We start from the raw sequence: 25,428 nt of genomic DNA on the forward strand, positions 1-25,428 counted from the left end.
CTTGCTGGCTGGTAGAGAAAAATCCAGCGCCGATGCTAGCAGTGTCTGAGGGGCAAACGACATCATTAACTGCGAATTAAACCACTGTGCGGCAGGAGCGAAGACGCATGCGGCTGGCCCTGGCGGCCTGCGAACGCCTAGACTGCGTCGGTCTTTCAGTTCAGGAACAGGCCGTGACTTCCCTCTTTTGGTACGACTACGAAACCACAGGCATCAACCCACGCAACGATCGCCCGTTGCAAGTGGCTGGTATTCGCACCGACCTGGCGCTCAATGAAATCGAAGAGCCGATCAATCTCCATTGCCAGCTCGCCGACGATATCCTGCCGCACCCGGCGGCCTGCATGATCACTGGTATCACGCCTGACCGCCTGGCCGAGCGTGGCCTGGGCGAGGCGGACTTCATGACTCGGGTACACGAACAGTTGGCGCGTCCGGGAACCTGTGGCGTGGGCTATAACACCTTGCGTTTTGACGACGAGATGACCCGCTACAGCCTGTACCGCAATTTCTTCGACCCTTACGCCCGGGAGTGGCAGGGCGGTAACAGTCGCTGGGACCTGATCGATGTGGTCCGTGCGGCGTATGCCCTCAGGCCCCAAGGTATCGTCTGGCCCGAGGAGCAGGGCCAGGTGACACTGAAACTGGAGCGTCTGACGGCGGCCAATGGGATCGATCACGGCCAGGCCCACGATGCCTTGTCCGATGTCCGGGCGACCATTGCCCTGGCACGACTGATTCGCGACCGGCAGCCCAAACTCTATGACTGGCTGTTCCAGTTGCGCAGCAAGCAGAAGGTCATGGATCAGATCCGCTTGTTGCAACCGTTGGTGCACATCTCCGGACGCTTTTCGGCGGCCCGGCATTACGTCGGTGTAGTCCTGCCCCTGGCGTGGCATCCCCGCAACCGTAACGCGTTGATCGTCTGCGACCTGCACCTGGATCCCCAGGGGCTCCTGGACCTGGATGCCGAGACATTGCGCCAGCGTCTGTATACCCGGCGCGAGGACCTGGCCGAGGGTGAGTTGCCAGTGCCGCTCAAGCTCATTCATATCAATCGTTGCCCGGTGGTGGCGCCGTTGAACGTATTGCGTGGCGAAGATCAACAGCGCCTGAACTTGGACCTGCAAGAATATCAGCGCCGTGCTGTGCGCCTGAGCGAGGCCCGGGAAGTTTGGCAGGACAAACTTTCGCTGATTTATGGCCCCGACGAGTTCGCTGCCAGCGAGGACCCGGAGCAACAGTTGTACGATGGGTTTATTGGCGACCGTGACCGACGTTTGTGCGAACAAGTGCGGCAGGCCGATCCGCAGCATTTGGCGTTGCAACAATGGCCATTCGATGATGAGCGGTTGCCGGAACTACTGTTCCGTTACCGGGCTCGTAACTTTACAGAAACATTGAGCAAGGACGAGCAAGAGCGCTGGCGAGGGTTCTGCCAGCAGCGTTTGCTTGATCCGCAACTGGGGGCGCCCAATACCCTGGAAAGTTTTCGGCAGGGCCTGGAACAGTCCCTGTTAAGTGCGGATTCGGCGCAGCGCCAGGTCCTGGAGCAGTGGCAGGAATATGTTCGTGCTCTGGCCCTGCGTCTGGCTCTTTGAGAAGTTGACGCCGATGATCGGAGAAATCATCGGACATAAAAAACGCCAGTGACCTGGCGTTTTTTAGTTGTGCTGAAAAGACCGGGAACCAGTCTGTGAGCCTTAGCCCAGCAGGGTTGCCCAGCCTTCAACCACATCACCACCCCACTTGGCTTTCCACTCTTTGAGGGTTTTGTGGTTGCCGCCTTTGGTTTCGATGACTTCACCGTTGTGCGGGTTCTTGTACTGTTTAACTTTACGAGCGCGCTTGGTGCCAGTGGTTTTTACAGCGGCGCGAGGCGCTTTAACTTTGGAGTCTGGATCGAGCAGCGCGATGATGTCGCGCAGGGACTTGGAGTACTCGCCCATCAGGCTGCGCAGTTTGCCTTCGAACTCCAGTTCGGCCTTCAGCTTGTCGTCTTGCGACAGGTTTTTCAAACGTGCTTGCAGTTCTTTGATGGCTTCTTCTGTAGCACGGTATTCGTTGATCAGAGACATGGAGGGCTACCTTGGTGGGCGCTGGGTGGCTGGGTGACAATGTCGCAATAATAGTCACGGACTTTGTGCAAGTAAACATAATGTCGGTGTTTTATTTGATCTTCTTAGTATCTTCAGGGGTAACAGCCATTTCGCTATTTAATAGCTCGGCACATTTTCTTGTGATGTTCAAAACTAGTTGTGTGCTATTTGCAAGTCTCGGCATCTGCAGTGGGAACACTGCTGGTTAAGCGGGATCTAAGGCCCTGTCTTCGATCTTGATCCGCTGACGAGGCGCAATGAATACTGCAGTTTTGCTGCGCAATGGCTAGAATGGCGACCTTTGCGAAGTTCTGGAGTTTTCCCCCCATGCGCACCTTTCGGTTGGTGATTTCTTGCCCTGACCGCGTTGGCATCGTTGCCAAAGTCAGTAACTTTCTGGCCTCCCATAACGGTTGGATCACCGAAGCGAGCCACCACTCGGACAACCAGAGTGGCTGGTTCTTCATGCGCCACGAGATTCGTGCCGACTCCCTGCCATTTGGCCTAGAAGCGTTTCGCGAGGCGTTCACGCCGATCGCCGAAGAGTTCTCGATGGACTGGCGGATCACTGATACCGCCGAGAAAAAGCGCGTGGTATTGATGGCCAGCCGCGAGTCCCACTGCCTGGCCGACCTGCTGCACCGCTGGCACAGCAACGAGCTGGACTGCGATATTCCTTGCGTCATTTCCAACCATGACGACCTGCGCAGCATGGTCGAGTGGCATGGCATTCCGTTCTTCCACGTTCCGGTGGACCCGAAGGACAAGCAGCCGGCTTTCGCCGAGGTTTCCCGCCTGGTGAAGGAACACCGTGCCGACGTGGTGGTACTGGCCCGCTACATGCAAATCCTGCCACCGCAGCTGTGCCAGGAGTATGCCCAGCAGGTCATCAACATCCACCACAGCTTCCTGCCGTCCTTCGTCGGCGCCAAGCCTTACCACCAGGCTTCCCTGCGTGGCGTGAAGCTGATCGGTGCTACCTGCCACTACGTCACCGAAGAGCTGGACGCCGGTCCGATCATCGAGCAGGACGTGGTGCGGGTCAGCCACAGCGACAGCATCGAGGACATGGTGCGGTTCGGCCGTGATGTGGAGAAGATGGTCCTGGCCCGTGGCCTGCGCTACCACCTGGAAGACCGCGTGCTGGTGCACGGCAACAAGACCGTGGTGTTCTGATTGAAAAAAAACCAGGAGCGGGTGCTGAATATCCCGGTCCTGGTTTGCAATCTAAGAGGTCAGCCCGATGACCGATCCACTGGATAAAGCCACCTCCCAGGCGCCCTCCGTTCTCGGTGAGGGTTGCTTGAGTCGCTACGACCCCGATGAACTCGATGCCGACGATGGCACCGAGTTTCCGGGGGCTGCCGAGTTGTGGCAGCAGTTGCAACAAGCCCCCGACGAGCAATCGCACTGAAAGTCGCGGCCGGCCCTGGTTCGGGCCGGCCTGTCAGGGGCCTTTGGCCCCGATGTTCAGATCCTGAAACTGCCGACCAGCTGCTTCAAGCGCGCCGCTTGCTGTTCCAGGTCGGAGCAGGCGCGCAGGGTCGCCTGCAGGTTTTCCACGCCTTCCTGATTCAGGGTGTTGATCTCGGTGATATCCATGTTGATGGATTCCACCACCGAGGTCTGTTCCTCCGTGGCGGTGGCCACCGACTGGTTCATGCCGTCGATCTCGCCGATGCGCTGGGTCACGCTGTTCAGGCGTTCTCCGGCCTGGTTGGCGATTTCCACGCTGTCCTGGCTGTGGCGCTGGCTATTGCTCATGGTGCTGACGGATTCGCGGGCGCCGACCTGCAGCTCCTCGATCATGGTCTGGACCTGTTGCGCTGATTCCTGGGTGCGGTGGGCCAGGTTGCGCACTTCGTCGGCCACCACGGCGAATCCGCGTCCGGCCTCGCCGGCACGGGCAGCCTCGATCGCGGCGTTGAGTGCCAGCAAGTTGGTCTGCTGGGAAATGCTGGTGATCACTTCGAGGATCTGGCCGATGTTCACGGTCTTGCTGTTGAGGGTCTCGATGTTGCTGCTGGAGGCGCTGATCATGTCGGACAGCTGGTTCATCGCATGGATGCTGCGATCCACCACCTGCTGGCCATCCTCGGCCAGGTTGCGGGCGTCGCTGGCTTGTTGCGAGGCCTGGGCCGCGTTGCGAGCGATTTCCTGGGCTGCAGCTCCCAGCTGATTGATAGCGGCTGCGACGCTGTTGGTGCGGCTGGCCTGTTCATCGGAATTGAGCATCGACGAGTTGGAGGCGCTCACCACGCGCAGGGCTACTTCGTTGACATGCTCGGTGGCCGAGGAGACTTCACGGATCGAACCGTGGATACGCTCGACGAAGCGGTTGAAGGCCGTACCCAGGATGCCGAACTCGTCGTGGTTGTGGATGTTCAGGCGGCGGGTCAGGTCGCCTTCACCGTCGGCGATGTCCTGCATGGCGCGGGTCATCACGTGCAGCGGTTGCATCAGCAAGCGGATCAGCAGGCCCAGCAGGGCGATGGTCAGCGCCACAGCCGTCAGGGTGGCGATCAGCGCCGATGTGCGGAATTCGCTGAGCATGGCGAAGGCCTTGTCCTTGTCTACCGACAGGCCGATGTACCAGTTGACCGACGACAGGCCCTTGATCTGGGTGAAGGTGACGATGCGAGGCTTGCCATCGACGCTGATCTCGCTCAGTTCATTGCTGATCTTCGGCGTGTCCTGGGGGTAGATGTCCTTGAGGTTCTTCATCACCAGGTTCTTGTCCGGGTGGACCAGTACCTTGCCGTCGGCGCTGATCAGGAAGGCGTAACCCATGCCGTCGAAGTCCAGGGCGTTGATGCTGTCGGCAATGACTTGCAGGCTCAGGTCGCCGCCTACGGCGCCGACGCGCTGGCCGTTCTTGAGCACGCTGTCGACGATGGAGATCACCAGCTGTCCGGTCGCCAGGTCGACATAGGGTTCGGTCAGGGCCGAGCCGTTGGTGCTTTCAGCGCTCTTGTACCAGGGGCGGGCACGCGGATCGTAGCCGTCGGGCATCTTGCTGTCCGGGCGGATGATGAAACTGCCGTCCTTGTTACCCAGGTAGGCGCCCATGAAGGTGGAGCTCACGGCCTTCTGTTCCAGCAAGTTGCTGACATTGGCCGGGTCGGGGTTCAGGGCTACCGACTGGGAGAGATTTTCGATCAGCAAGGCGCGGCCGGCGAGCCAGGTCTGAATATTTTTTGCGGTGACGTCACCCATTTCCTGAAGATAGTTGTCCAGATCATCACGGATGGCGTTACGTTGCAGGTAATCGTTATAGAGCGTGAATAGTGCAAAGGCAGCTATGACGATCAGCGAGGCGGCAAGCAGGATCTTGTGGCTGAAGCGCAGATTTTTGTTCATGGCTTGGGGTGTCCGCTAAGGTCTTTGAGTCCAGGGCATCGGGTTGGAACGGCGCGCAAAATAGGCGGTGTTATAAGTAAGCTGATATCTCCATCTGTCCCTAAGGAATTACCTGACCTTTATTTCAGATACTTCTGATCCATCATTTCTTCATATCGACCGTGTAAGGCCAAAGATTAACCAGGGGTGACAAAATGCCTGACTCATCGCAACTCATCATCGGTGCCGGCCTCGATGGCCAGCCGATCGCCCAGGCCATGCGCCTGGCCAACCGCCATGGCCTGGTGGCTGGTGCCACCGGTACCGGCAAGACCGTTACCCTGCAACGCCTGGCGGAGGCCTTCAGCGATGCCGGGGTGGCGGTGTTCGCAGCGGACATCAAGGGTGACCTGTGCGGACTGGGTGCCGCGGGCAATCCCCAGGGCAAGGTCGCCGAACGGATTGCCGGCATGCCCTGGCTTAATCATCGGCCTCAGGCTTATCCGGTGACCTTGTGGGACGTTCATGGTCAGTCCGGTCATCCACTGCGTACCACCCTGAGCGAAATGGGCCCGCTGTTGCTGGGCAGCTTGCTGGAGCTCACCGACAGCCAGCAGTCGGCGTTGTATGCGGCGTTCAAGGTGGCGGACCGCGAAGGCTTGCTGTTGCTGGACCTCAAGGACCTCAAGGCGCTGCTCAACCATCTCAAGGACAACCCGCAGCTGCTGGGCGAAGACGCAGCGCTGATGACCACCGGTTCCAGTCAGGCGCTGTTGCGACGCCTGGCCACGCTGGAGCAGCAGGGTGCCGAATCGCTGTTCGGTGAGCCCGCGCTGCAGTTGGAGGACATCCTGCAACCAGCCGCCGATGGCCGTGGGCGGATTCATTTGCTCGATGCCAGTCGCCTGGTGCACGAGGCACCAAAAGTCTATGCCACCTTCCTTTTATGGCTGCTGGCTGAGCTGTTCGAGCAGTTGCCCGAACGTGGCGATGCCGACAAGCCACTGCTGGCACTGTTTTTCGATGAGGCGCACCTGCTGTTCGCCGGTACGCCCAAGGCATTGCAGGATCGCCTGGAGCAAGTGGTGCGCCTGATTCGTTCCAAGGGCGTGGGAGTGTTCTTCGTGACGCAGTCACCGGGGGACCTGCCGGACGATGTGCTGGCGCAGTTGGGCTTGCGTATCCAGCATGGCCTGCGGGCGTTCACGGCCAAGGAACAGAAATCGCTGCGTGCGGTGGCTGATGGCTTCCGGCCCAACCCGGCGTTCGACGCCCTGGCGGTGCTCACCGAGTTGGGTATCGGCGAGGCGCTGGTGGGTACGCTGCAGGACAAGGGGACGCCGGAGATGGTCCAGCGGGTGCTGGTGGCACCGCCGCAATCACGGATCGGGCCGTTGACCGAGGCCGAGCGCCAGGCACTGATCGCCAGTTCTGCGCTGCTGGGGCGCTACGACAAGCCGATCGACCGTGAGTCTGCCTATGAAGTGCTGATGGGGCGCAAGGACCTGGCGCCGCAGGACCAGGCCGAGGCCGGCAAGCCGGCAGCCCAGGAGCCGAGCCTGGCCGATCGTGCCGGCGAGTTCCTTGGCACTGCAGCCGGGCAGGCGTTGAAGTCGGCGATGCGTCAGGCGGCCAATCAGTTGGGCCGGCAGTTGGTGCGAGGCCTGATGGGGTCGCTGCTGGGCGGTAGCAAGCGCCGCTGAGTCAGTCGCGCGGTCTGGCGTGGCTGGCCAGGCGCTCCAGGGCGGCGCGCAGGTTGGGGTCGGAGATACCGTCGGCAGTGGCCTGGATGGTCTGGGCGGCGTTGTTCGACAGGTCCAGGTTATGCCCCGCCGCTCCTCGCTGGACGGTAGGGGGCTGGACCTTGAACAGGATGCGCGTCAGGTGGGCAAACTCGTCGAATGCCAGCAGTTGGCGTTGCAGGCGTTTTTGCTGGTAGCGCAGGCGGGTGGCCCAGTGGCCGTCGGTGACGATCAGCAGCAGGCTGCCTTCGCGCCAGGACGCGACGTGGCAGTGTTCACGCGCCGCGGGTTGCAACTGGCTGTCCAGCAGGCGCTGCAGGTGCGCCAGCCGCTGGGCATGGCCGAGTATGGCCTTGAGGGGTTTGGCTTCGCGAAGAAGAACGGCAGGGGGACGTGCCGTAAGGGGGCGAAATGCCATGATCAGAAACCTGAAGTTACAGAGCCGCCATGGTAACAGAAAGCGTCCGGCAAACCTGGCTCGTCGTTTTCGGGTCTCGGATGGGTTTGCGAACCTTTGCTGATCGTGATCAGTAACTTCTGTGGCGAATGCACTTGAAGTTCAACGAAAAGCCCTTATTTTAAGTGGGCCCCGTCAAAGCGCTGTGCCAGCATCGTGGAATAACGCCACTTTCCTCACCATCGTTTCCGGGTAGAATGCTCGTTCGCGTGCGGCCATGAGGGCTGCTCGGGCGACTCACGGGGCCGCCCTCCAACCCTATGTGTGGAAGATCCTGCCGATATGTTTGCGCCTTTGTTAAAGAAACTTTTTGGAAGCAAGAACGAGCGTGAAGTCAAACGCATGCTCAAGACGGTACAGATCGTCAATGCCTTCGAAGAGCAAATGGTGGCCCTTTCGGACGATCAATTGCGTGCCAAGACTGCAGAGTTCAAGGCCCGTATCGCCAAGGGTGAAACCCTCGACAAGCTGTTACCCGAAGCCTTTGCGGTCGCCCGTGAAGCCGGCAAGCGAATCATGGGGATGCGTCACTTCGACGTGCAACTGATCGGCGGCATGACCTTGCATGAAGGCAAGATTGCCGAAATGCGTACCGGTGAGGGCAAGACCCTGGTAGCGACCCTGGGTGTCTACCTCAATGCGCTGTCCGGCAAGGGCGTGCACGTTGTGACGGTGAACGACTACCTGGCACGTCGCGACGCCAACTGGATGCGCCCGCTGTATGAGTTCCTTGGCCTGAGCGTCGGCGTGGTCACGCCGTTCCAGCCGCCGGAGGAAAAGCGCGCCGCCTACGCCGCCGATATCACCTACGGCACCAACAATGAATTCGGTTTCGACTACCTGCGCGACAACATGGCTTTCAGCATGGAAGAAAAATTCCAGCGCGAGCTCAATTTTGCCGTGATCGACGAGGTCGACTCGATCCTCATCGACGAAGCCCGTACCCCGTTGATCATTTCCGGTCAGGCCGAGGACAGTTCCCGCCTGTACACCGAGATCAACAAGCTGATCCCGCGTCTTGAACAGCACATCGAGGAAGTGGAAGGCCAGGTCACCAAGGCCGGTCACTTCACCGTCGACGAGAAGACCCGTCAGGTCGAACTCAACGAAGCCGGCCATCAGTTCATCGAAGAGATGCTGACCCAGGTAGGCCTGCTGGCCGAAGGCGAGAGCCTGTACTCGGCCCACAACCTGGGCCTGCTGACCCACGTCTATGCCGGTCTGCGGGCGCACAAGCTGTTCAACCGCAACGTCGAATACATCGTGCAGGATGGCCAGGTGGTCCTGGTGGATGAGCACACCGGCCGTACCATGCCCGGCCGTCGTCTTTCCGAGGGCCTGCACCAGGCCATCGAGGCCAAGGAAAACCTCAACATCCAGGCCGAAAGCCAGACCCTGGCCTCGACCACCTTCCAGAACTACTTCCGCCTGTACAACAAGCTGTCCGGCATGACCGGTACTGCTGACACCGAGGCGTTCGAGTTCCATCAGATCTATGGTCTGTCGGTGATGGTCATCCCGCCGAACAAGCCGCTGGCACGTAAAGACTACAACGACCTGGTGTTCCTGACCGCCGAAGAGAAGTACGCGGCGATCATCAACGACATCAAGGACGGCATGGCCCAGGGGCGTCCTATCCTGGTCGGCACCGCGACCATCGAGACTTCCGAGCACGTATCCAACCTGCTGAACAAGGAAGGCATCGAGCACAAGGTCCTGAACGCCAAGTTCCACGAAAAGGAAGCCGAGATCATTGCCCAGGCCGGTCGCCCGGGCGCGCTGACCATCGCCACCAACATGGCCGGTCGTGGTACCGACATCCTGCTGGGTGGCAACTGGGAAGTGGAAGTTGCCTCCCTGGAGAGCCCGACTCCGGAGCAGATCGCCCAGATCAAGGCCGACTGGCAGAAGCGCCATCAGGCGGTACTGGAGTCCGGTGGCCTGCAGGTTATTGCATCCGAGCGTCATGAATCTCGCCGTATCGACAACCAGCTGCGTGGTCGTGCCGGCCGCCAGGGTGATGCCGGTTCCAGCCGTTTCTACCTGTCCCTGGAAGACAGCCTGATGCGCATCTTCGCCTCCGACCGGGTGAAGAACTTCATGAAGGCCCTGGGGATGCAGTCCGGCGAAGCGATCGAGCACCGCATGGTGACCAACGCCATCGAAAAGGCCCAGCGCAAGGTCGAAGGCCGCAACTTCGATATCCGCAAGCAATTGCTGGAGTTCGACGACGTCAACAACGAGCAGCGCAAAGTGATCTATCACATGCGCAACACGCTGCTGGCCGCGGACAACATCGGGGAAACCATTGCCGACTTCCGCCAGGACGTGCTGAGCGCTACCGTCAGCGCCCACATTCCTCCACAGTCGCTGCCTGAGCAGTGGGATGTGGCCGGCCTGGAAGCTGCGATCCAGAGCGATTTCGGGGTGAGCCTGCCGATCCAGCAATGGCTCGACGAAGACGATCACCTGTACGAGGAAACCCTGCGCGAGAAGTTGCTCAGCGAACTGATCGCCGCGTACAACGAGAAGGAAGACCAGGCAGGCGCGGAAGCGCTGCGCTCCTTCGAGAAGCAGATCGTATTGCGCGTCCTGGACGACCTGTGGAAAGACCACCTGTCGACCATGGATCACCTGCGTCACGGTATCCACTTGCGCGGTTATGCGCAGAAGAACCCGAAGCAGGAATACAAGCGCGAATCCTTCACCCTGTTCTCCGAGCTGCTGGATTCCATCAAGCGCGATTCGATCCGGGTTCTGTCCCACGTCCAGGTACGTCGCGAGGATCCGGCCGAGGAAGAGGCGCGCCTGCGCCAGGAAGCCGAGGCCCTGGCCCGTCGCATGCAGTTCGAGCACGCCGAGGCCCCGGGCCTGGATCAGCCCGAGGCCATGGAAGAGGGCGTCGAGGTCGATGTGGCACTGGCCTCCGCGCCGGTACGCAATGAACAGAAGCTGGGCCGCAACGAACTGTGCTACTGCGGTTCGGGCAAGAAGTTCAAGCACTGTCACGGCCAGATCAACTAAGATCCTCGCCAGACACTGAAACACCCGCGCCGTGACGGCATCAGCCGTCGCGGCGTTTTTCCATTTGCAACACCGTCTCTTGTGACGACGGTGCACACACCTGATAAGAGGAGCGCATTCATGGCTGTTGGTCTTGGTCCGTTGCCCACGTTGCACCCGGTTGCCGGTTTCGAACTCGGTATCGCTTCGGCCGGCATCAAGCGCCCGGGGCGCAAGGATGTGGTGGTCATGCGTTGTGCCGAAGGCTCCACGGTGGCCGGGGTGTTCACCCTCAATGCGTTCTGTGCGGCGCCGGTGATCCTGGCCAAGCAGCGAGTGCAGGGTGCGGTGCGTTACCTGCTGACCAACACCGGCAATGCCAACGCCGGTACTGGCGAGCCTGGCCTGGCAGCGGCCAGCCGGACCTGCGCCAAGCTGGCGGAACTGACCGGGGTCGACGCCAATGCCGTGTTGCCGTACTCCACCGGGGTGATCGGCGAACCGTTGCCTGTGGAGAAGATCGAAGGGGCATTGCAGGCCGCCCTGGATGATCTGTCCGTGGACAACTGGGCCGCTGCAGCCACCGGCATCATGACCACCGACACCCTGCCCAAGGGCGCCAGCCGCCAGTTCCAGCATGACGGCGTGACCATCACGGTCACCGGTATCAGCAAGGGGGCGGGGATGATCCGGCCGAACATGGCGACCATGCTCGGTTATATCGCCACCGATGCCAAAGTCTCCCGCGAGGTGCTGCAGAACCTGCTGCTGGACGGCGCCAACAAGTCCTTCAACCGCATCACCATCGATGGCGATACCTCCACCAATGACTGCTGCATGCTGATCGCCACCGGCCAGGCCGACCTCCCGGAAATCACCGAGGCCGCAGGCCCGCTGTTCGCCGCGCTGAAGCAGGCGGTCCTCGAGGTCTGCATGGACGTGGCCAAGGCCATTGTCCGTGACGGCGAGGGTGCCACCAAGTTCGTCACCGTGGAAGTCAACGGCGGCGGTACTCACCAGGAATGCCTGGACGTGGGCTACACCGTGGCTCACTCGCCGCTGATCAAGACTGCGCTGTTCGCCTCCGACCCTAACTGGGGCCGCATCCTCGCGGCGGTAGGCCGTGCCGGTGTGCCGGACCTGGATGTCAGCAAGATCGATGTGTTCCTCGGTGCGGTCTGCATCGCCAGTCGCGGCGCACGGGCGGCGAGCTACACCGAAGCCCAGGGTGCTGAGGTGATGCAGCAGGAAGAAATCACCATCCGTATCGAGCTGGGACGTGGCACCTGCAGCGAAACCATCTGGACCACCGATCTGTCTCACGAGTACGTGAAAATCAACGCTGAATACCGTACCTGATCCCTGGCGAGCCTGCCTCGAAGCCACCGGGGCAGGCCGTTCAGGATCGCGACCATCATCTTTCAATGACCGGCCGCCCAGGTCGGTCGAATGCCGGACCAGAGGAAAAAGCGGTGAAACGAGTACATGTGGCTGCGGCCGTTATCCGGGATGCCAGCGGCAAGATCCTGATTGCCCGGCGTGCCGATACTCAACATCAAGGTGGTTTGTGGGAGTTTCCCGGAGGCAAGGTCGAAGCCGGGGAGGCAGTCGAGGCCGCGCTGGCCCGCGAGCTGCAGGAAGAGTTGGGCATTGCCGTGGCTGCTGCGCGCCCGCTGATCAAGGTGCAGCATGATTATCCGGACAAACAGGTGCTACTGGATGTCTGGGAGGTCTCGGCGTTCAACGGCGAACCCCGCGGTGTCGAGGGACAACCTCTGGCGTGGGTCACTGCTCGTGAACTGGCCGACTATGAATTTCCCGCTGCCAATCAACCGATTGTTGCCGCCGCGCGCTTGCCATCCCAATACCTGATCACTCCGCAAGGCCTGGAAACCCCGGCCCTGTTGCGAGGCATGCAGAAAGCCATCGCCCAGGGCTGCAAGCTGATCCAGCTGCGGGCCCCCGGTGGCTATGATCCGCAATACCGCGACCTGGCGGTGGATGCGACAGGCCTGTGTGCAGGCAAGGCGCAATTGATGCTCAAGGGGCCCTTCGAATGGCTGGGCGACTTCCCCTCGGCCGGCTGGCACATCACTGCCGCGCAATTGCGCAAGTACGCCAGTGCCGGGCGTCCCTTCGGCAAGGAGCGTTGGCTGGCCGCTTCCTGTCATAACGCCGAGGAGTTGTCCCTGGCGCAGCAGATGGACGTGGACTTCGTGACCCTGTCACCGGTACAGCCGACCCAGACTCACCCCGATGCCCAGCCGCTGGGGTGGGAGCAGGCCGGACAGTTGATCGGCGCCTTCAACAAACCGGTGTATCTGCTGGGCGGGGTAGGGGCGTCCCACTGCGAGCAGGCCTGGGCAGTCGGTGCCCAGGGGGTTGCGGGAATCCGGGCCTTCTGGCCGCAGGATTGAACCAGTAGCGGATTCGCCGCCGAAGTGAGGCTTCAGCGGCGCCCCGTTGCGCTCAGGGCTTGGCTGCAGCCTGCCAGAGGATCTCGGCGATTCCCTGGCGCTTGGCGATCAGCCGGGCTGCGACGAACAGCAGGTCCGACAGGCGGTTGATGTAGGCCAGCCCGACCCCTTGCAGCGGCTCGATGGCATTCAACTGCTGGCACCGGCGTTCGGCGCTGCGGGCCAGGCTGCGGCAGACGTGGGCCTGGGCGATCAGCGCTGAACCGCCGGGCAGGATGAAGTTCTCCAGCGGCCCCAACTCCTCGTTCCAGAGATCGATTGCCGCCTCCAGGCGCTGTACCTCCAGCTCATCGAGTGCCTGGTACACCGGCATTGCCAGTTCACCGCCCAGGTCGAACAACCGGTGCTGACAAGGCGCCAGTACCTCGATCACCGGTGTCAGTCCGGGACAGGTCGTGTGCTGTTCTTCCAGTCCGGCCAGGAGCAGGCCCAGCTGGCTGTTGAGGGTATCGACTTCGCCGATGGCCTCGATCCGTGGGTGATCCTTGGGAACCCGGCGGCCGTCTCCCAGGCCGGTCTCGCCCTTGTCTCCGGTGCGGGTGTAAATCTTCGACAAGCGAAAACCCATGTCTAGTTCTCCAGTGGTAGCGGTGCTTGGACCAGGGGCGAGCTGCTGGCCAGGGGCAGGCGCAAGGTGAAGCAGGTGCCCTGGCCCCGGGTCGATTGCACTTCCATCTGCCCTTTGTGGTTGTTGGTGATGATGAAATACGACACCGACAGGCCCAGGCCGGTGCCCTGGCCGATTTCCTTGGTGGTGAAGAACGGCTCGAAGGTGCGCTTGCGCACGTTTTCGTTCATGCCGATACCGTTGTCCTCCACCTGGATCTCCGCCCAGGGTGGATTGAGCCGGGTGCGCAGGATGATGCGGCCGGGCTCGCTGTCGTCGTCGCGCTGATGGATGGCCTGTGCGGCGTTCTTCAGCAGGTTGAGCAGTACCTGTTCCAACTCGTTGGCGGTGCCGGGTACCGGCCCGAGGTTTGGGTCGAACTGGCGGATGATGGCCTGGCCCTTGAAGTCGAAACCGATCGTCAGGTCGAAGTCGTTGCCGGCGATCTCCACCGCCTGGTCAATCAGCGCCGGCAGGTCGCAGGGAGCCATCTGCCGGTTGCTGCGGCGACTGAAACTGAGCATGTGGGTGACGATCTTCGCGGCCCGGGCTCCCGCCTGCTGGATACCGTCGAGCAGCAGGGGCACTTCGCGACTTTCCAGGTAGCGATTGACGGTTTGCAGTTCGACGCCGCTCTGCTCGGCATGTTCGAGGTTCTTCGGCAGATCGGGGGACAGCCGCCGACGGATGTTCTGCACGTTGTGCAGGATCGCTCCGAGTGGGTTGTTGATCTCGTGGGCCATGCCGGCCGCAAGACCGCCCACCGAGAGCATCTTCTCGGACTGCACCATCATTTCTTCCAGGGACAGGCGCTGGGTGATGTCGTCGATACGGATCACCACCCCGCGTCCGGCGCCGCCCATCAACGGGTAGAAGGTCAAGGCATAGTGCCTGGCTTCCTCGTCCTTGAACCAGGTGACCCGCTCGACCTTGGTCACGGTGTGCTGCTCGACGGTTTCCTTGAGCTGGGGCAAGAACGGCTTGAGCGGCTCGAAGGCAAGGAAGATCGGCTGGTTCAGGGCTTCGTCCAGGCGCGTCCCGGAAAGGGCGCTGGCTTCCTGGTTCCACTGGGTCACGTACAGCTGTTCGTCCAGGGCGATCAGCGCCGAGGGCATGGAGTCGATGATGCTGTTGAGGTAGTTCTGGAAACCGGTGAGCTTCTTCTCGATCTTGCTGCGCACCTGAACTTCCAGCTCCAGCTTGCGATTGGTGTGGCGGGTCTCTTCGGCCAGGCCCTGGGCCTGGTCATAGGCGGCCTGGGAGTCGTCCCGGGCGCGCTTGAGCTGCTGCTCCCGGGCCTCGATCCGCGACAGCATGGTGTTGAAGGCCTCCGCCAGGCTGCCGATTTCATCATGGTTGCCGCGGCCCGCGCGCAGGGCGTAGTTCTCTTCGCGAGTGACCTGGCGCGACAGCTCCTCGAGCTGATGGATCGGCTGGGTGATCAGGCGCTTGATCTGCCTGGCGATGACCATCCATAGCAGCACGCTGAAAATCAGGATGCCCAGGCTCGCGGTCAGGGTGCCGGTATAGAAGGCCATGGGCAACTCGCTGGTGGCCACCAGCAGCAGGTGACCGGGGGCCTGGCCCGGGCGGGGCAGGGGGATCACCTGGTTGCTGCGAAATTCAGTGAGTTGCCAGGCTTCGATGTGCCGGTAGCGTTCAGGCAGCTTGAGGCGATCGCCATGTTGCAGCTGGGCGATGCGCGCGCCGCTGCCGTCATAGATGGCCGCCGCGCGCAGGGGAGAGTAGCTGTCGAGTTCGTTGAGCAGCCGTTGCGCGTCCTGGGGAGAATTCAGTGCCTGAAGCGCCAGGCTCGGGTTGGACACCAGTCGGCCGATGGTCTGCAAGGCTTGGGGGGCCATGCTTTCCTGGGAAATCCAGTAGGCGGCGCTGATGAAGGTCAGGTTGGCGACCAGCAGCACGGTGGTCAACAAGACAAGCAGGGCCGCCAGGAGCTTTTGGCCCACCGGCAGGTTTTCGAGGCGCTGGCGCAATGGCATCGGCTGGTTCGCTGGAAATGAGCAAGTGGGCAGCGTAGCCGCTGCTCAGTCGCTGGGCAATCCGCGCAGGTGCAGGTGTTCCTTGAGGCGCAGTTGCAACTGCTGCAAGTGTGGCAACACCAGTTGATGGCGGCGGGCGGCCTCGCAGGCATGGCCCAGCAGGTAGCGGATTTCGGTACGGCGCCGCTGAGTGACGTCCTGGTGCATGGAGGAGTAGTTGGCGGCGGTGGCCTGGACTACCCGTTCGACTTCCTGCTGCAGGTTCTGCGCGGCATCGGGTTGTCCGCAACATTGCAGCAGTTCGCTCAGCTCGGCGCACAGGGTAGCCACTTCACACTGGTGTTGTTGCAGACCGCCATTGCGGCAGTTGTGCAGGACCGTCAGTGGATTGATCGCGCAGTTGAGCGCCAACTTGCGCCAGAGCCGGGTCAGGATCTGGGTAGTCCACTCGTGGGGAATGCCGCTGGCAGCGAGTTCGTCCAGCCAGATCGGTGCGGTGGGATGGCCGGCGTCGCCGAGCCAGGTATAACCATGCCCGGCGAACACCACGCGCCAATCGCCATCACGAAAGGCTCCTTCGGTACTGGAAGCAGCAATACAGCGGGCTCCGGGGACCCTGGCGGCCACTGCGTCCTGGCTGCCCAGGCCGTTCTGCAACAGGATCAGCTCTGCTCCAGGCGCCAGCCGCGTGGCGATACTAGCCACCGCGGCTTCTGCATCGTAAGCCTTGCAGGCCAGCAGCAGACGGTGGATAGGTGCCGGGCTGGCGCAGGTTTCGCCGGGAATCGCATGCAGGCAGCTGCGGTCGTGCTCGACCAGGGTCAGGCCGCCGGCGGCCTGATAGGCCTGCAAGCGGGCCTGGTCCCGCAGGATCAGGCGTACCGGCAGGCCGGCGCGAGCCAGGCGGGTGGCCCAGAGGGTGCCGAGGCTGCCGGCACCCAGGACGTGCCAAGGGGTAGACATCAAGTTTTCACTCTGTTTGGCAGGCCCGGGTCGGGCGCGCGGTGAAGGAGGGGAAAGACCCGTTATAATGAGCGCGGATTTTAACCGCAAGCCGGGCGTGTTCGATGTTTTGAACAGCGCCCCTTTTTATTTGGAGAGAGTACATGCCGTCGTTTGACGTGGTATCCGAACTGGACAAGCACGAAGTCACCAACGCGGTGGAAAACGCCGTCAAGGAACTGGATCGCCGCTACGACCTGAAGGGCAAGGGCAGCTTCGAGTTCAAGGACAAGGACCTGGCCGTCAACCTGACCGCCGAAGCCGAATTCCAGCTCGAAGCGATGATCGAGATCCTCAAGCTGGCCCTGGTCAAGCGCAAGATCGACGTACAGTGCCTGGAGGTCAAGGACGCCTATGCCTCGGGCAAGGTGATGAAGCAAGAAGCAGTCCTCAAGGAAGGCATCGACAAGGAGCTGGCGAAGAAGATCGTCGCCCATATCAAGGATGCCAAGTTGAAAGTCCAGGCCGCCATTCAGGGCGAGCAAGTCCGGGTCACTGGCAAGAAGCGCGATGACCTGCAAGAGGCTATCGCTGCCTTGCGTGCCAAAGAGTTCGGCATGCCGCTGCAATTCAACAACTTCCGCGATTGATTCGCATCTCCGGGAACCTCTAGCTTCAATTGGCGTCCGAGGCCGGAGCAATGGCAGAAACGATTGAGCTTCCCTGGAGCCGATCGTTCTGCCTGTCAGTCATGCGTCCTGCGCAATCACGGAAACCTGGAGAAATAGATGGATTTGAACGCTGAAGTAGACAATTTGGTCCGGGCTTCCCAGGCCTGGATTCCCATGATCATGGAGTACGGCAGCCGTGTGCTGCTCGCCGTATTGACCCTGGCCATCGGCTGGTGGCTGATCAACAAGCTGACCCACAAGGTGGGCAAGCTCTTGGCGCTGCGCAATGCCGACCTGGCGCTGCAGGGGTTCATCAGCAGCCTGGCCAACATCGTGCTCAAGGTCCTGCTGATCGTCAGCGTCGCCTCGATGATCGGTGTCGAGACCACGTCCTTCGTCGCCGCCATCGGTGCCGCCGGCCTGGCCATCGGCCTGGCACTGCAAGGCAGCCTGGCGAACTTCGCCGGTGGTGTGCTGATCCTGCTGTTCCGGCCGTTCCGCATTGGCGATTTCATCGAAGCCCAGGGCATCAGCGGCACCGTCGACAGCATCCAGATCTTCCACACGGTGCTGCGTACCGGTGACAACAAGACGGTGATCATGCCTAACGGCAACCTGTCCAACGGCATCATTACCAACTACAACCGCCAGTCGACCCGCAAAGTGGTGTTCGATGTGGGCGTGGATTACGACGCGGACCTGCAGAAGGCGCGTGAAGTGCTCCTGGAGCTGGCCAAGGATGAGCGCGTAATGGCCGATCCGGCCCCGGTGGCGGTGGTCTCTACCCTAGGCGACAGCGCCATCACTCTGTCACTGCGGGTATGGGTCAAGACTGCCGACTACTGGGATGTGATGTTCCAGTTCAACGAGCTGTCGCGTGATCGCTTGAAAGCCGCTGGCATCGATATCCCGTTTCCACAACGAGTGATTCGTGTGGTCCAGGAAACTGCCGCGCAGTAAGGCAGTTTCATAAGTTGGCCGTTCGGTCAGCTAATGTTGTTCAAGACAAGGGGCCATTGGCCCCTTTTCTTGTTTCAAGAACAGAACAGACCAACTAATGTCCCGTTCGGTAAGGCACTGGAAAACAACTTTTGAGGGAAGCTTGTTAGTTAGCTTGCTATGCACTTGTTTAGTTTTACAGGCACAAAAAAAACGCCGCCCTGAATCAGGGCGGCGGTTTTTATTGGAGTGTAGCGTTAGTGCAACCTGGCGAGCAGTGAATTACAAGATGCTCAGTGGGTACTCTACGATCAGACGCAGGTCGTTCAGATTGTCATAGTTGGTCGCGCGGTAATCGCTGTTGGTGCCACGATAGATCGCGTTACGCAGGCGGAAGGACAGGTCCTTGGCCGGACCTTCCTGAAGCACATACTTGGCTTCGATGTCCCATTCATGTTCCTTGCCATCGTTGGAGTCGGCAACGGTTACGTTGCTGCCACGAATGTAACGGGTCATGAAGCTCAGGCCTGGTACACCGAAGGACGCCATGTTCAGGTCGTAGCGAGCCTGCCAGGAACGCTCGTCTTCGCCAACGAAGTCGGAGATCTGCACGGAGTTGGCGACGTATACGGTGCCACCACCGTCGACGCCGTAGCTGTAACCGGTTTTACCGCTGGACTGCTGGTAGGCGATGGTGAACTTGTGGGCTTCGATGCTATAGGCTGCTGCCAGGCTCCAGACGCGGTTGTCCAGATCACCACCGAGTTTCTTGCCATCATCCTTGCTGCGGTAGCCGTTGAGGTCAAAGTTCAGCGATTGTTTTTCGCTGAGCGGCAAGGTGTAGTTGACGTTGATGTACTGCTTCTTCCAGTAGTCTTCGACGTCGGAGGCGTGTACCGCGAAAATGAAGTTCTCAAGGCCCGAGTAGGTGACGCCGGCGATGTTCGCTGCGCTCAAGCCCGGGTTTTGCTTGCCGGTGATACGGCTACGGCCGTTGATGCTGTCGCGACCCATGCCTGTTTGTGCGCTCAAGGCGGTAAAGCGCCCTGCGCTCAGTTCCAGGCCCTTGATCTCGTTGCTGGTGATCAGGGTACCGGTGGCGACTTCAGGCAGCAGACGGCCGTCGTCAGTGGTGAAGACCGGGCTGGATACGACCTGGTTGCCGTATTTCAGAACGGTATCGGAGATGCGGAACTTGGCCGCCGCGCCCAGCTTGGACTGGGTGGTCTCCGGCTCGCCCGAGCCATTGGTGGCGAAGAGGCCGTTACCGGCGCGGCCCGAGCCGCCGTCAAGCTTAACGCTGCCCATGGCCATGGCGTCGATGCCGAAGCCGACGGTGCCCTGGGTGAAGCCGGATTGGTAGTTGATCAGCTCACTGACGCCGGTGTCCTGGCGATAGCCGCTCGTTCTGTCGTCGGTGCCGGTGGTGTAGGTGCCGTTGCCGCGACGTACGTTGCCCACGCCGTCCTTGTAGTCACGGTTCATGTACAGCGCACGGGTTTTCGCAGTCAGGGTGCTATCTTCGATAAAGCCCTTGGCATCGTCCTGGGAGGACGCGATTGCGAACTGCGAGGTCCCGGCAGATACAGCCAGGGCGATCATGCTCCACTTCATCACGCGCATCGTGATTTGCTCCTTTGGTTTTTAGAAGAGTACTGCCGTCCCACCTGTTTTTTTATCTGGGCGGCTCTTTCTTTTTGTGTCGGCGCAAACTTATATCACGCTGACATTGTTGGCGATACTTGCCTACCTATCCTTTCAGCTTCTTTACGGCACCGTCGCAAACTGCTCGTTCGGTGTCGCAATTGTTCGCTCGAAATGTATCCTGGGCGACAACTTGAATAGTACTTTTCAAGGGGTTGCAGGGAGGAAATAAGAACCCCTCAGGCAAACACTTCCATAGTACTTCTGGGCAGCCCTGCCACTATTGTTATGAGTCTATAAAGTCTCACTTTCAATGAGCCATTACAGACGATGTCAGACTGAATGCAACAAGCGTGCACAAAATCGATCTGTTCGGCGTTTTTTCGCCAAGGTGCCATGCGAACCTGTAGAAACCGCATAAAACCGCCGTTTCAGCTGCCTTTTTAGTTGGCTTGACGTGGCGCGGTACATGGTGCAAGCGTGTGCAATAAGTTGCACAGGCTTACAGAATGTTACCGGTGCACACCGCAATGTGAGTAAACGGCGGATGCTTGGGGTACTCAGCGTAGATCCGTTGTGCGGTTTTGGTGCAGATCTTCTCGATTGCTGTACCCGTTTCAGGCCGCCGAGGGCGCAAAGATCGAGAAACATCAAAGGCTTGGCCGGTCATCTTTTGGATGCATCTGAGGTTTTGTAGGCAAATGGTGCGGGGTTTTGAAAAGTGTTCTGCTGTGGGGCGTATCGGCTGCATGAAGTGGCTCCTTGCCAAGTCGGGGGTGAGGGGCGCAGGCTCATTGCCCATGAAGCGCAAGGCATTCGCAGGTATGCTGCGCCTCTGTCGCCTGGCAGGTGTCAGTAATACTGGACAGCCGGGCTGTAATGAGTTGAGCGGGAGCAAGCGCGGTGTTCACTTTAGATTCACGATTGCAGCAGGACACATTGCCCATCGGGGATTTCCCCCTTTGCCGGCTATTGCTGTCCAACGACGCAAACTATCCCTGGTTCATTCTGGTGCCGCGTCGTGAGGATATCAGCGAGTTGTTTCAACTCGATGGCACTGATCAGCAACAGTTGTGGCGGGAAACCACCGCGCTGGCCGAGGTCCTCAAGGATTCGTTCGATGCCGACAAGCTGAACGTTGCGACGCTGGGTAATGTGGTGAGCCAGTTGCACATGCATGTAATCGTCCGCCGGCGCGATGATGCGGCCTGGCCTGCGCCAGTGTGGGGCAAGCATCCAGCCAAGCCCTACAATGAGCAGCAGGTGACGCAGATCCGCGAGCGGCTGCGGGTCGTACTGACCGATGATTTTCGCTTTCTGGAGGGCTGAGCCATGAGTCTGGAAGCACGGGTAACCGATCTGGAAAGTCGCCTGGCATTTCAGGATGACACCATCCAGGCCCTCAATGATGAGCTGGTGGCGCAGCAGAAACTGGTGGAGCGCCTGCAATTGCAGATGATGGCCATGTTCAAGCGCCAGGAGGAGATGGTCGGGCAGTTCAGTTCCTTCGAAGAGGAAGCGCCGCCTCCCCACTATTGAGGGGCGATTGCAGAGCAAAAAAAACCGCGCCTTGGCGCGGTTTTTTTTCAAGGGGGATCAGCGGCGCGGCAGCGCAGCGATCACGTCCTCGGCTTGCAGGCCCTTGTCGCGGTTCATCACCGAGAACTCCACACGCTGGCCTTCGACCAGGACACGGTGGCCTTCTCCGCGAATGGCGCGAAAGTGCACGAAAATATCATCGCCGGAATCCCGGGAGATAAAACCGAAGCCCTTGGACGTGTTGAACCACTTCACGGTGCCGGTATCACGATTACTCATGTCGTAGGCAGGCGAAGCAGCAGCGGCAGGTGACGATTTGTAGAAGCTCACGGCCAGGTGCAGCAGTACCGCAATCAAGGCGGTCAGCAGGCTGACCAGTACCGCTGGCTGCCCACCGATCACCGGCATGGGAGCCAGCAGAGTGAGGGTTTGCAGTACTACCACCAGGACCAGCAGGGCGCTGGACAGGTTCTGCAGGTGCTGGCGCGGGCCTTTGTTCCAGTGAGGAGCAACTGGAGCCATGATCAGGTTGAGCAGGCCGAAAAGGGCCAGGTAAAGAGCATCGGGTTGTTGCAGGTAGGGAACTGCGTCAGATCTCAGACTGGGAATCAAGGACAGCAGCAAAGCTGCAATGCCTGTCAGCAGGTGGACGATTTTCAACATTTTGATTAACTCACGTTAAGAAGTAGCACAAGGAAGAGCTGATCGCGCATGGTTCGCTTTGGAGAAAAATAGGTAAGGCGGATACATACGCGGTGTCAGCCTATGCGCGTTGGCCGAAGAAATAGGCAACAACGACACGGCCTCTATTTAACCGCAAAGCCCAGGCCTTCTCAAATCAGCAGTGCTGGCTGGCGAGGGGCTGGAAACCTCGCTCTGTGCAGTGGTGGTTCGGATTATCAGGCAAAGGCCTGTCCTAGACGCATGGTGCCGGATTTTCCGATGAACGCAGGGTTTTTCCCGCGGTCAGACCAGGCTCGAGCCTGGCGAATCAAAAATGCTGACGGGCCACGGGACAATCTACCGCACGCCGATCGGTGATCGCAGGCAGCGGGCAAGCCAGGCTCTTGCTAGAGTGGCCCGGTAGCTGATTGGGTGAATTCATCTGGTTAACGGAGATAAACATGGCAATCGATATCGGTATCAGCGAAGAAGATCGTAAATCCATTGTCGACGGTCTTTCCCGTCTGCTATCGGATACCTACGTGTTGTACCTCAAGACCCATAACTTCCACTGGAACGTCACGGGTCCTCAATTTCGCACCCTGCACCTGATGTTCGAGGAGCAGTACAACGAACTGGCCCTGGCGGTCGACCTGATTGCCGAGCGCATCCGCGCCCTCGGGTTTCCGGCTCCAGGGGCCTATTCCATCTACGCCAGGCTGTCTTCCATCAAGGAAGAAGAGGGGGTGCCGGCCGCTGAGGAAATGATCAAGCAACTGGTCGCCGGCCAGGAAGCAGTGACCCGTACCGCCCGCGGAATCTTCCCGCTGCTGGACAAGGTCAGTGACGAACCCACGGCGGACCTGCTGACCCAGCGCATGCAAGTGCATGAAAAAACCGCTTGGATGCTGCGCTCCCTGCTGGAAAACCGTTAAGTCCTTCGTGGCGGATGGTGCCTGGTGTGCCATCCGCCTCTTCGGGCTTGTGGGGCATACGGCTGCACAGGGCCGATTTAATGGATATAATCCCGCTCTTTGCTACGTAGCCCGAGCTTTGGCGTGGGCTCTGGCTGTATTCAAGCAGTAACCTGGATTGCCGAGACGCCCCATGCCGATGTACGACTACCAATGTGCTTCCTGTGGTCATCAGTTGGAAGCCATTCAAAAGATCAGCGCTGCGCCGCTGGTCGATTGCCCTGCCTGCCAGGCACCTGAGCTGAAAAAGATGCTGTCCATGCCCGGCTTTCGCCTGAGCGGCAACGGCTGGTATGAAACCGACTTCAAGACCGGCTCCAAGAAGAACCTGGCCGGTGGCGACAAAGCTGACTAAGTTGAACGACACGCGCGAGTTCTTGCACTATCCGGCGCCCAAGGGTGCGCAAGGCCTCCATCGAATTTCGAATTACGAGAAGTGAAACCACTACCATGATGCGCAGCCACTATTGCGGCCAACTGAACGAAAGCCTGGAAGGTCAGGAAGTAACCCTTTGCGGATGGGTCCACCGTCGCCGTGACCACGGCGGGGTGATCTTCCTCGATATCCGTGATCGTGAAGGGCTGGCCCAGGTGGTGTTCGATCCGGATCGCGCTGAAACCTTCGCCGCCGCCGACCGCGTGCGCAGCGAATACGTTGTCAAGATCACCGGCAAGGTGCGCTTGCGTCCGGCCGGTGCCGGCAACGCCAACATGGCTTCGGGCATGATCGAGGTCCTGGGCTACGAGCTGGAAGTACTGAACGAAGCGGAAACCCCGCCGTTCCCGCTCAACGAATACTCCGACGTGGGTGAAGAAACCCGCCTGCGCTATCGCTTTATCGACCTGCGTCGTCCTGAGATGGCCGAGAAACTGCGTCTGCGCTCGCGCATGACCACCAGTATCCGTCGCTTCCTGGACGAGAACGGTTTCCTCGACGTCGAGACCCCGATCCTGACTCGCGCCACCCCCGAAGGTGCCCGTGACTACCTGGTGCCGAGCCGTACCCACGCTGGCAGTTTCTTCGCCTTGCCGCAATCGCCACAGTTGTTCAAGCAGCTGCTGATGGTTGCCGGCTTCGATCGTTACTACCAGATCGCCAAGTGCTTCCGCGATGAAGACCTGCGTGCCGACCGTCAGCCTGAGTTCACTCAGATCGACATCGAGACCAGCTTCCTCGATGAAAAGGACATCATGGGCCTGACCGAGGCCATGATCCGCAACCTGTTCAAGGAAGTGCTGGACCTGGAATTCGGCGAGTTCCCGCACATGACCTTCGAAGAGGCCATGCGCCGCTATGGTTCCGACAAGCCCGACCTGCGCAACCCGCTGGAACTGGTGGACGTTGCCGACCAGCTCAAGGAAGTGGACTTCAAGGTGTTCAGCGGCCCGGCCAATGATCCGAAGTGCCGTATCGCCGCCTTGCGCGTTCCTGGCGGGGCAAGCATGCCGCGCAAGCAGATCGACGACTACACCAAGTTCGTCGGCATCTACGGTGCCAAGGGCCTGGCCTACATCAAGGTCAACGAGCGCGCCAAGGGCGTTGAAGGCCTGCAATCGCCGATCGTCAAGAACATCCCTGAAGCCAACCTCAACGTGATCCTCGATCGCGTTGGCGCGGTCGATGGCGACATCGTGTTCTTCGGTGCCGACAAGGCCAAGGTCGTCAGCGAAGCCCTGGGCGCGCTGCGGATCAAGCTGGGCCACGACCTGGACCTGCTGACCTGCGAATGGGCACCGATGTGGGTGGTTGACTTCCCGATGTTCGAAGAGAACGAAGACGGCAGCTTCACCGCCTTGCACCACCCGTTCACCGCGCCCAAGTGCTCGCCTGAAGAGCTGGAGGCCAACCCGGCTACCGCTCTGTCCCGCGCCTACGACATGGTTCTGAACGGCACCGAGCTGGGTGGCGGTTCGATCCGTATCCACCGCAAGGAAATGCAGCAAGCGGTGTTCCGCCTGCTGGGCATTGCCGAAGAAGAACAGGAAGAGAAGTTCGGCTTCCTGCTGGACGCCCTCAAGTACGGCGCACCGCCACACGGTGGCCTGGCCTTCGGCCTGGACCGCCTGGTGATGCTGATGACCGGCGCCCAGTCGATCCGCGAAGTGATCGCCTTCCCGAAAACCCAGAGCGCGGCCTGCGTCATGACTCAGGCACCGGGACTGGTGGATGCCAAGGCTCTGCGCGAGCTGCACATCCGTCTGCGCGAACAGCCCAAGGCTGAGTAAGTCGGCCCGACAAGGCGCACCTTCGGGTGCGCTTTTTCATGGGGTCGAGTTTTTTGTTGCCCGCACCCGCCAAGTGGCGTGGGCAATGTTTCAAAGAGAATTTGGA

Annotated in this window: 22 protein-coding genes and 1 pseudogene; 14 read left to right on the forward strand and 9 right to left on the reverse strand. The window is 60.4% G+C overall.

The annotated features are described in order from the left end of the window. Nucleotides 1–173 precede the first annotated feature (173 nt). Complete coding sequence (gene sbcB, locus LGQ10_RS26265) at nucleotides 174–1,601, forward strand: exodeoxyribonuclease I (protein ID WP_058436406.1); 1,428 nt, start codon at nucleotides 174–176, stop codon at nucleotides 1,599–1,601. A gap of 102 nt (nucleotides 1,602–1,703) precedes the next feature. Here sbcB and mvaT read toward each other — a convergent pair whose 3' ends face one another. Continuing rightward, entirely contained in the window at nucleotides 1,704–2,078 is a 375-nt protein-coding gene (gene mvaT / locus LGQ10_RS26270; RefSeq protein ID WP_011063041.1) for a histone-like nucleoid-structuring protein MvaT, read from the reverse strand. Nucleotides 2,079–2,426: 348 nt separating this feature from the next. Here mvaT and purU point away from each other — a divergent pair, with 348 nt between their 5' ends. Together purU and LGQ10_RS26280 are read left to right on the forward strand one after the other, a co-directional pair. Next, nucleotides 2,427–3,275 carry a formyltetrahydrofolate deformylase gene (gene purU / locus LGQ10_RS26275; protein ID WP_058436398.1) on the forward strand — a complete coding sequence of 283 codons (849 nt, stop codon included), beginning with the start codon at nucleotides 2,427–2,429 and terminating at the stop codon, nucleotides 3,273–3,275. 67 nt (nucleotides 3,276–3,342) lie between these two features. After that, nucleotides 3,343–3,513, forward strand: coding sequence for a hypothetical protein (locus tag LGQ10_RS26280; protein WP_226523654.1), 171 nt, complete (start codon nucleotides 3,343–3,345; stop codon nucleotides 3,511–3,513). A gap of 56 nt (nucleotides 3,514–3,569) precedes the next feature. Here the strand turns inward: LGQ10_RS26280 and LGQ10_RS31675 are convergent, their stop codons facing one another. Together LGQ10_RS31675 and LGQ10_RS31680 are read right to left on the reverse strand one after the other, a co-directional pair. Continuing rightward, nucleotides 3,570–4,334 carry a methyl-accepting chemotaxis protein gene (locus LGQ10_RS31675; protein WP_413247637.1) on the reverse strand — a complete coding sequence of 255 codons (765 nt, stop codon included), beginning with the start codon at nucleotides 4,332–4,334 and terminating at the stop codon, nucleotides 3,570–3,572. Nucleotides 4,335–4,427: 93 nt separating this feature from the next. Beyond that, nucleotides 4,428–5,459, reverse strand: a pseudogene (locus LGQ10_RS31680) (cache domain-containing protein); the annotation flags it as partial. 194 nt (nucleotides 5,460–5,653) lie between these two features. Here LGQ10_RS31680 and LGQ10_RS26290 point away from each other — a divergent pair. After that, nucleotides 5,654–7,141 (forward strand): helicase HerA-like domain-containing protein, encoded by a 1,488-nt coding sequence (locus LGQ10_RS26290; protein ID WP_226523656.1) that lies wholly within the window; start codon nucleotides 5,654–5,656, stop codon nucleotides 7,139–7,141. A 1-nt stretch (nucleotide 7,142) separates the two neighbouring features. On the opposite strand, the gene LGQ10_RS26295 is transcribed toward LGQ10_RS26290, so the two are convergent. Further along, a complete protein-coding gene (locus LGQ10_RS26295; RefSeq protein ID WP_226523657.1) occupies nucleotides 7,143–7,598 on the reverse strand; it encodes a DUF721 domain-containing protein in 456 nt (151 codons plus the stop codon). A gap of 321 nt (nucleotides 7,599–7,919) precedes the next feature. Here LGQ10_RS26295 and secA point away from each other — a divergent pair, with 321 nt between their 5' ends. From secA to LGQ10_RS26310, 3 genes are all read left to right on the forward strand, one after another. Then, nucleotides 7,920–10,661 carry a preprotein translocase subunit SecA gene (secA, locus tag LGQ10_RS26300; protein WP_226523658.1) on the forward strand — a complete coding sequence of 914 codons (2,742 nt, stop codon included), beginning with the start codon at nucleotides 7,920–7,922 and terminating at the stop codon, nucleotides 10,659–10,661. 120 nt (nucleotides 10,662–10,781) lie between these two features. Beyond that, nucleotides 10,782–11,999, forward strand: coding sequence for a bifunctional glutamate N-acetyltransferase/amino-acid acetyltransferase ArgJ (gene argJ, locus LGQ10_RS26305; RefSeq protein WP_226523659.1), 1,218 nt, complete (start codon nucleotides 10,782–10,784; stop codon nucleotides 11,997–11,999). A 113-nt stretch (nucleotides 12,000–12,112) separates the two neighbouring features. Continuing rightward, on the forward strand, nucleotides 12,113–13,057 hold the full coding sequence (locus tag LGQ10_RS26310) for a Nudix family hydrolase (RefSeq protein ID WP_226523660.1): 945 nt from the start codon (nucleotides 12,113–12,115) through the stop codon (nucleotides 13,055–13,057). Nucleotides 13,058–13,109: 52 nt separating this feature from the next. Here LGQ10_RS26310 and LGQ10_RS26315 read toward each other — a convergent pair whose 3' ends face one another. From LGQ10_RS26315 to LGQ10_RS26325, 3 genes are read right to left on the reverse strand one after another with little or no spacing between them, the layout of a single operon-like run. Then, nucleotides 13,110–13,685, reverse strand: a complete 576-nt coding sequence (locus tag LGQ10_RS26315) for a cob(I)yrinic acid a,c-diamide adenosyltransferase (RefSeq protein WP_226523661.1) — start codon at nucleotides 13,683–13,685, stop codon at nucleotides 13,110–13,112. A gap of 2 nt (nucleotides 13,686–13,687) precedes the next feature. Then, nucleotides 13,688–15,724, reverse strand: a complete 2,037-nt coding sequence (locus tag LGQ10_RS26320; protein WP_226523662.1) for an ATP-binding protein — start codon at nucleotides 15,722–15,724, stop codon at nucleotides 13,688–13,690. Between the two features lie 45 nt (nucleotides 15,725–15,769). Beyond that, nucleotides 15,770–16,687, reverse strand: coding sequence for a putative 2-dehydropantoate 2-reductase (locus LGQ10_RS26325; RefSeq protein WP_226523663.1), 918 nt, complete (start codon nucleotides 16,685–16,687; stop codon nucleotides 15,770–15,772). Between the two features lie 143 nt (nucleotides 16,688–16,830). Between LGQ10_RS26325 and LGQ10_RS26330 the strand changes: the two genes are divergently transcribed. Both LGQ10_RS26330 and LGQ10_RS26335 read left to right on the forward strand, forming a co-directional pair. Continuing rightward, nucleotides 16,831–17,316: a YajQ family cyclic di-GMP-binding protein gene (locus tag LGQ10_RS26330; protein ID WP_058433346.1), complete on the forward strand. Its 486-nt coding sequence runs from the start codon at nucleotides 16,831–16,833 to the stop codon at nucleotides 17,314–17,316. A gap of 138 nt (nucleotides 17,317–17,454) precedes the next feature. Next, complete coding sequence (locus LGQ10_RS26335) at nucleotides 17,455–18,297, forward strand: mechanosensitive ion channel family protein (protein WP_226523664.1); 843 nt, start codon at nucleotides 17,455–17,457, stop codon at nucleotides 18,295–18,297. 261 nt (nucleotides 18,298–18,558) lie between these two features. Here LGQ10_RS26335 and LGQ10_RS26340 read toward each other — a convergent pair whose 3' ends face one another. Beyond that, nucleotides 18,559–19,899: an OprD family porin gene (locus LGQ10_RS26340; RefSeq protein ID WP_058433344.1), complete on the reverse strand. Its 1,341-nt coding sequence runs from the start codon at nucleotides 19,897–19,899 to the stop codon at nucleotides 18,559–18,561. Nucleotides 19,900–20,823: 924 nt separating this feature from the next. Here LGQ10_RS26340 and LGQ10_RS26345 point away from each other — a divergent pair. Both LGQ10_RS26345 and LGQ10_RS26350 read left to right on the forward strand, forming a co-directional pair. Next, complete coding sequence (locus tag LGQ10_RS26345) at nucleotides 20,824–21,249, forward strand: HIT family protein (RefSeq protein ID WP_058433343.1); 426 nt, start codon at nucleotides 20,824–20,826, stop codon at nucleotides 21,247–21,249. Nucleotides 21,250–21,252: 3 nt separating this feature from the next. Then, a complete protein-coding gene (locus LGQ10_RS26350) occupies nucleotides 21,253–21,459 on the forward strand; it encodes a SlyX family protein (RefSeq protein WP_058433342.1) in 207 nt (68 codons plus the stop codon). 57 nt (nucleotides 21,460–21,516) lie between these two features. On the opposite strand, the gene LGQ10_RS31430 is transcribed toward LGQ10_RS26350, so the two are convergent. Continuing rightward, nucleotides 21,517–22,122: a cold-shock protein gene (locus tag LGQ10_RS31430; RefSeq protein ID WP_319003935.1), complete on the reverse strand. Its 606-nt coding sequence runs from the start codon at nucleotides 22,120–22,122 to the stop codon at nucleotides 21,517–21,519. Between the two features lie 461 nt (nucleotides 22,123–22,583). On the opposite strand from LGQ10_RS31430, the gene LGQ10_RS26360 reads away from it, so the two are divergent. The 3 genes from LGQ10_RS26360 (at nucleotide 22,584) to aspS (ending at nucleotide 25,322) form a co-directional block, all read left to right on the forward strand. Continuing rightward, nucleotides 22,584–23,057: a Dps family protein gene (locus LGQ10_RS26360; RefSeq protein ID WP_011063023.1), complete on the forward strand. Its 474-nt coding sequence runs from the start codon at nucleotides 22,584–22,586 to the stop codon at nucleotides 23,055–23,057. 172 nt (nucleotides 23,058–23,229) lie between these two features. Continuing rightward, entirely contained in the window at nucleotides 23,230–23,451 is a 222-nt protein-coding gene (locus LGQ10_RS26365; protein WP_003209804.1) for an FmdB family zinc ribbon protein, read from the forward strand. 95 nt (nucleotides 23,452–23,546) lie between these two features. Beyond that, the gene (gene aspS, locus LGQ10_RS26370; protein ID WP_226523665.1) at nucleotides 23,547–25,322 is read left to right on the forward strand and encodes an aspartate--tRNA ligase; all 1,776 of its coding nucleotides are present in this window, start codon (nucleotides 23,547–23,549) and stop codon (nucleotides 25,320–25,322) included. Nucleotides 25,323–25,428: the final 106 nt, after the last annotated feature.

This window comes from Pseudomonas sp. L5B5, from assembly GCF_020520285.1.
Lineage (GTDB): Bacteria > Pseudomonadota > Gammaproteobacteria > Pseudomonadales > Pseudomonadaceae > Aquipseudomonas.

What these genes read in the sequence shown, in the direction of transcription:
- secA (WP_226523658.1), top strand. Translation starts at nt 7,920, where the DNA reads ATGTTTGCGCCTTTGTTAAAGAAACTTTTTGGAAGCAAGAACGAGCGT.
- aspS (WP_226523665.1), top strand. Translation starts at nt 23,547, where the DNA reads ATGATGCGCAGCCACTATTGCGGCCAACTGAACGAAAGCCTGGAAGGT.
- LGQ10_RS26335 (WP_226523664.1), top strand. Translation starts at nt 17,455, where the DNA reads ATGGATTTGAACGCTGAAGTAGACAATTTGGTCCGGGCTTCCCAGGCC.
- LGQ10_RS26280 (WP_226523654.1), top strand. Translation starts at nt 3,343, where the DNA reads ATGACCGATCCACTGGATAAAGCCACCTCCCAGGCGCCCTCCGTTCTC.
- argJ (WP_226523659.1), top strand. Translation starts at nt 10,782, where the DNA reads ATGGCTGTTGGTCTTGGTCCGTTGCCCACGTTGCACCCGGTTGCCGGT.
- mvaT (WP_011063041.1), bottom strand. Translation starts at nt 2,078, where the DNA reads ATGTCTCTGATCAACGAATACCGTGCTACAGAAGAAGCCATCAAAGAA.
- LGQ10_RS26295 (WP_226523657.1), bottom strand. Translation starts at nt 7,598, where the DNA reads ATGGCATTTCGCCCCCTTACGGCACGTCCCCCTGCCGTTCTTCTTCGC.
- LGQ10_RS26365 (WP_003209804.1), top strand. Translation starts at nt 23,230, where the DNA reads ATGCCGATGTACGACTACCAATGTGCTTCCTGTGGTCATCAGTTGGAA.
- LGQ10_RS26360 (WP_011063023.1), top strand. Translation starts at nt 22,584, where the DNA reads ATGGCAATCGATATCGGTATCAGCGAAGAAGATCGTAAATCCATTGTC.
- LGQ10_RS26340 (WP_058433344.1), bottom strand. Translation starts at nt 19,899, where the DNA reads ATGCGCGTGATGAAGTGGAGCATGATCGCCCTGGCTGTATCTGCCGGG.
- LGQ10_RS31430 (WP_319003935.1), bottom strand. Translation starts at nt 22,122, where the DNA reads ATGTTGAAAATCGTCCACCTGCTGACAGGCATTGCAGCTTTGCTGCTG.
- LGQ10_RS26320 (WP_226523662.1), bottom strand. Translation starts at nt 15,724, where the DNA reads ATGCCATTGCGCCAGCGCCTCGAAAACCTGCCGGTGGGCCAAAAGCTC.
- LGQ10_RS26325 (WP_226523663.1), bottom strand. Translation starts at nt 16,687, where the DNA reads ATGTCTACCCCTTGGCACGTCCTGGGTGCCGGCAGCCTCGGCACCCTC.
- LGQ10_RS31675 (WP_413247637.1), bottom strand. Translation starts at nt 4,334, where the DNA reads ATGCTCAATTCCGATGAACAGGCCAGCCGCACCAACAGCGTCGCAGCC.
- LGQ10_RS26330 (WP_058433346.1), top strand. Translation starts at nt 16,831, where the DNA reads ATGCCGTCGTTTGACGTGGTATCCGAACTGGACAAGCACGAAGTCACC.
- LGQ10_RS26290 (WP_226523656.1), top strand. Translation starts at nt 5,654, where the DNA reads ATGCCTGACTCATCGCAACTCATCATCGGTGCCGGCCTCGATGGCCAG.
- LGQ10_RS26350 (WP_058433342.1), top strand. Translation starts at nt 21,253, where the DNA reads ATGAGTCTGGAAGCACGGGTAACCGATCTGGAAAGTCGCCTGGCATTT.
- purU (WP_058436398.1), top strand. Translation starts at nt 2,427, where the DNA reads ATGCGCACCTTTCGGTTGGTGATTTCTTGCCCTGACCGCGTTGGCATC.
- LGQ10_RS26315 (WP_226523661.1), bottom strand. Translation starts at nt 13,685, where the DNA reads ATGGGTTTTCGCTTGTCGAAGATTTACACCCGCACCGGAGACAAGGGC.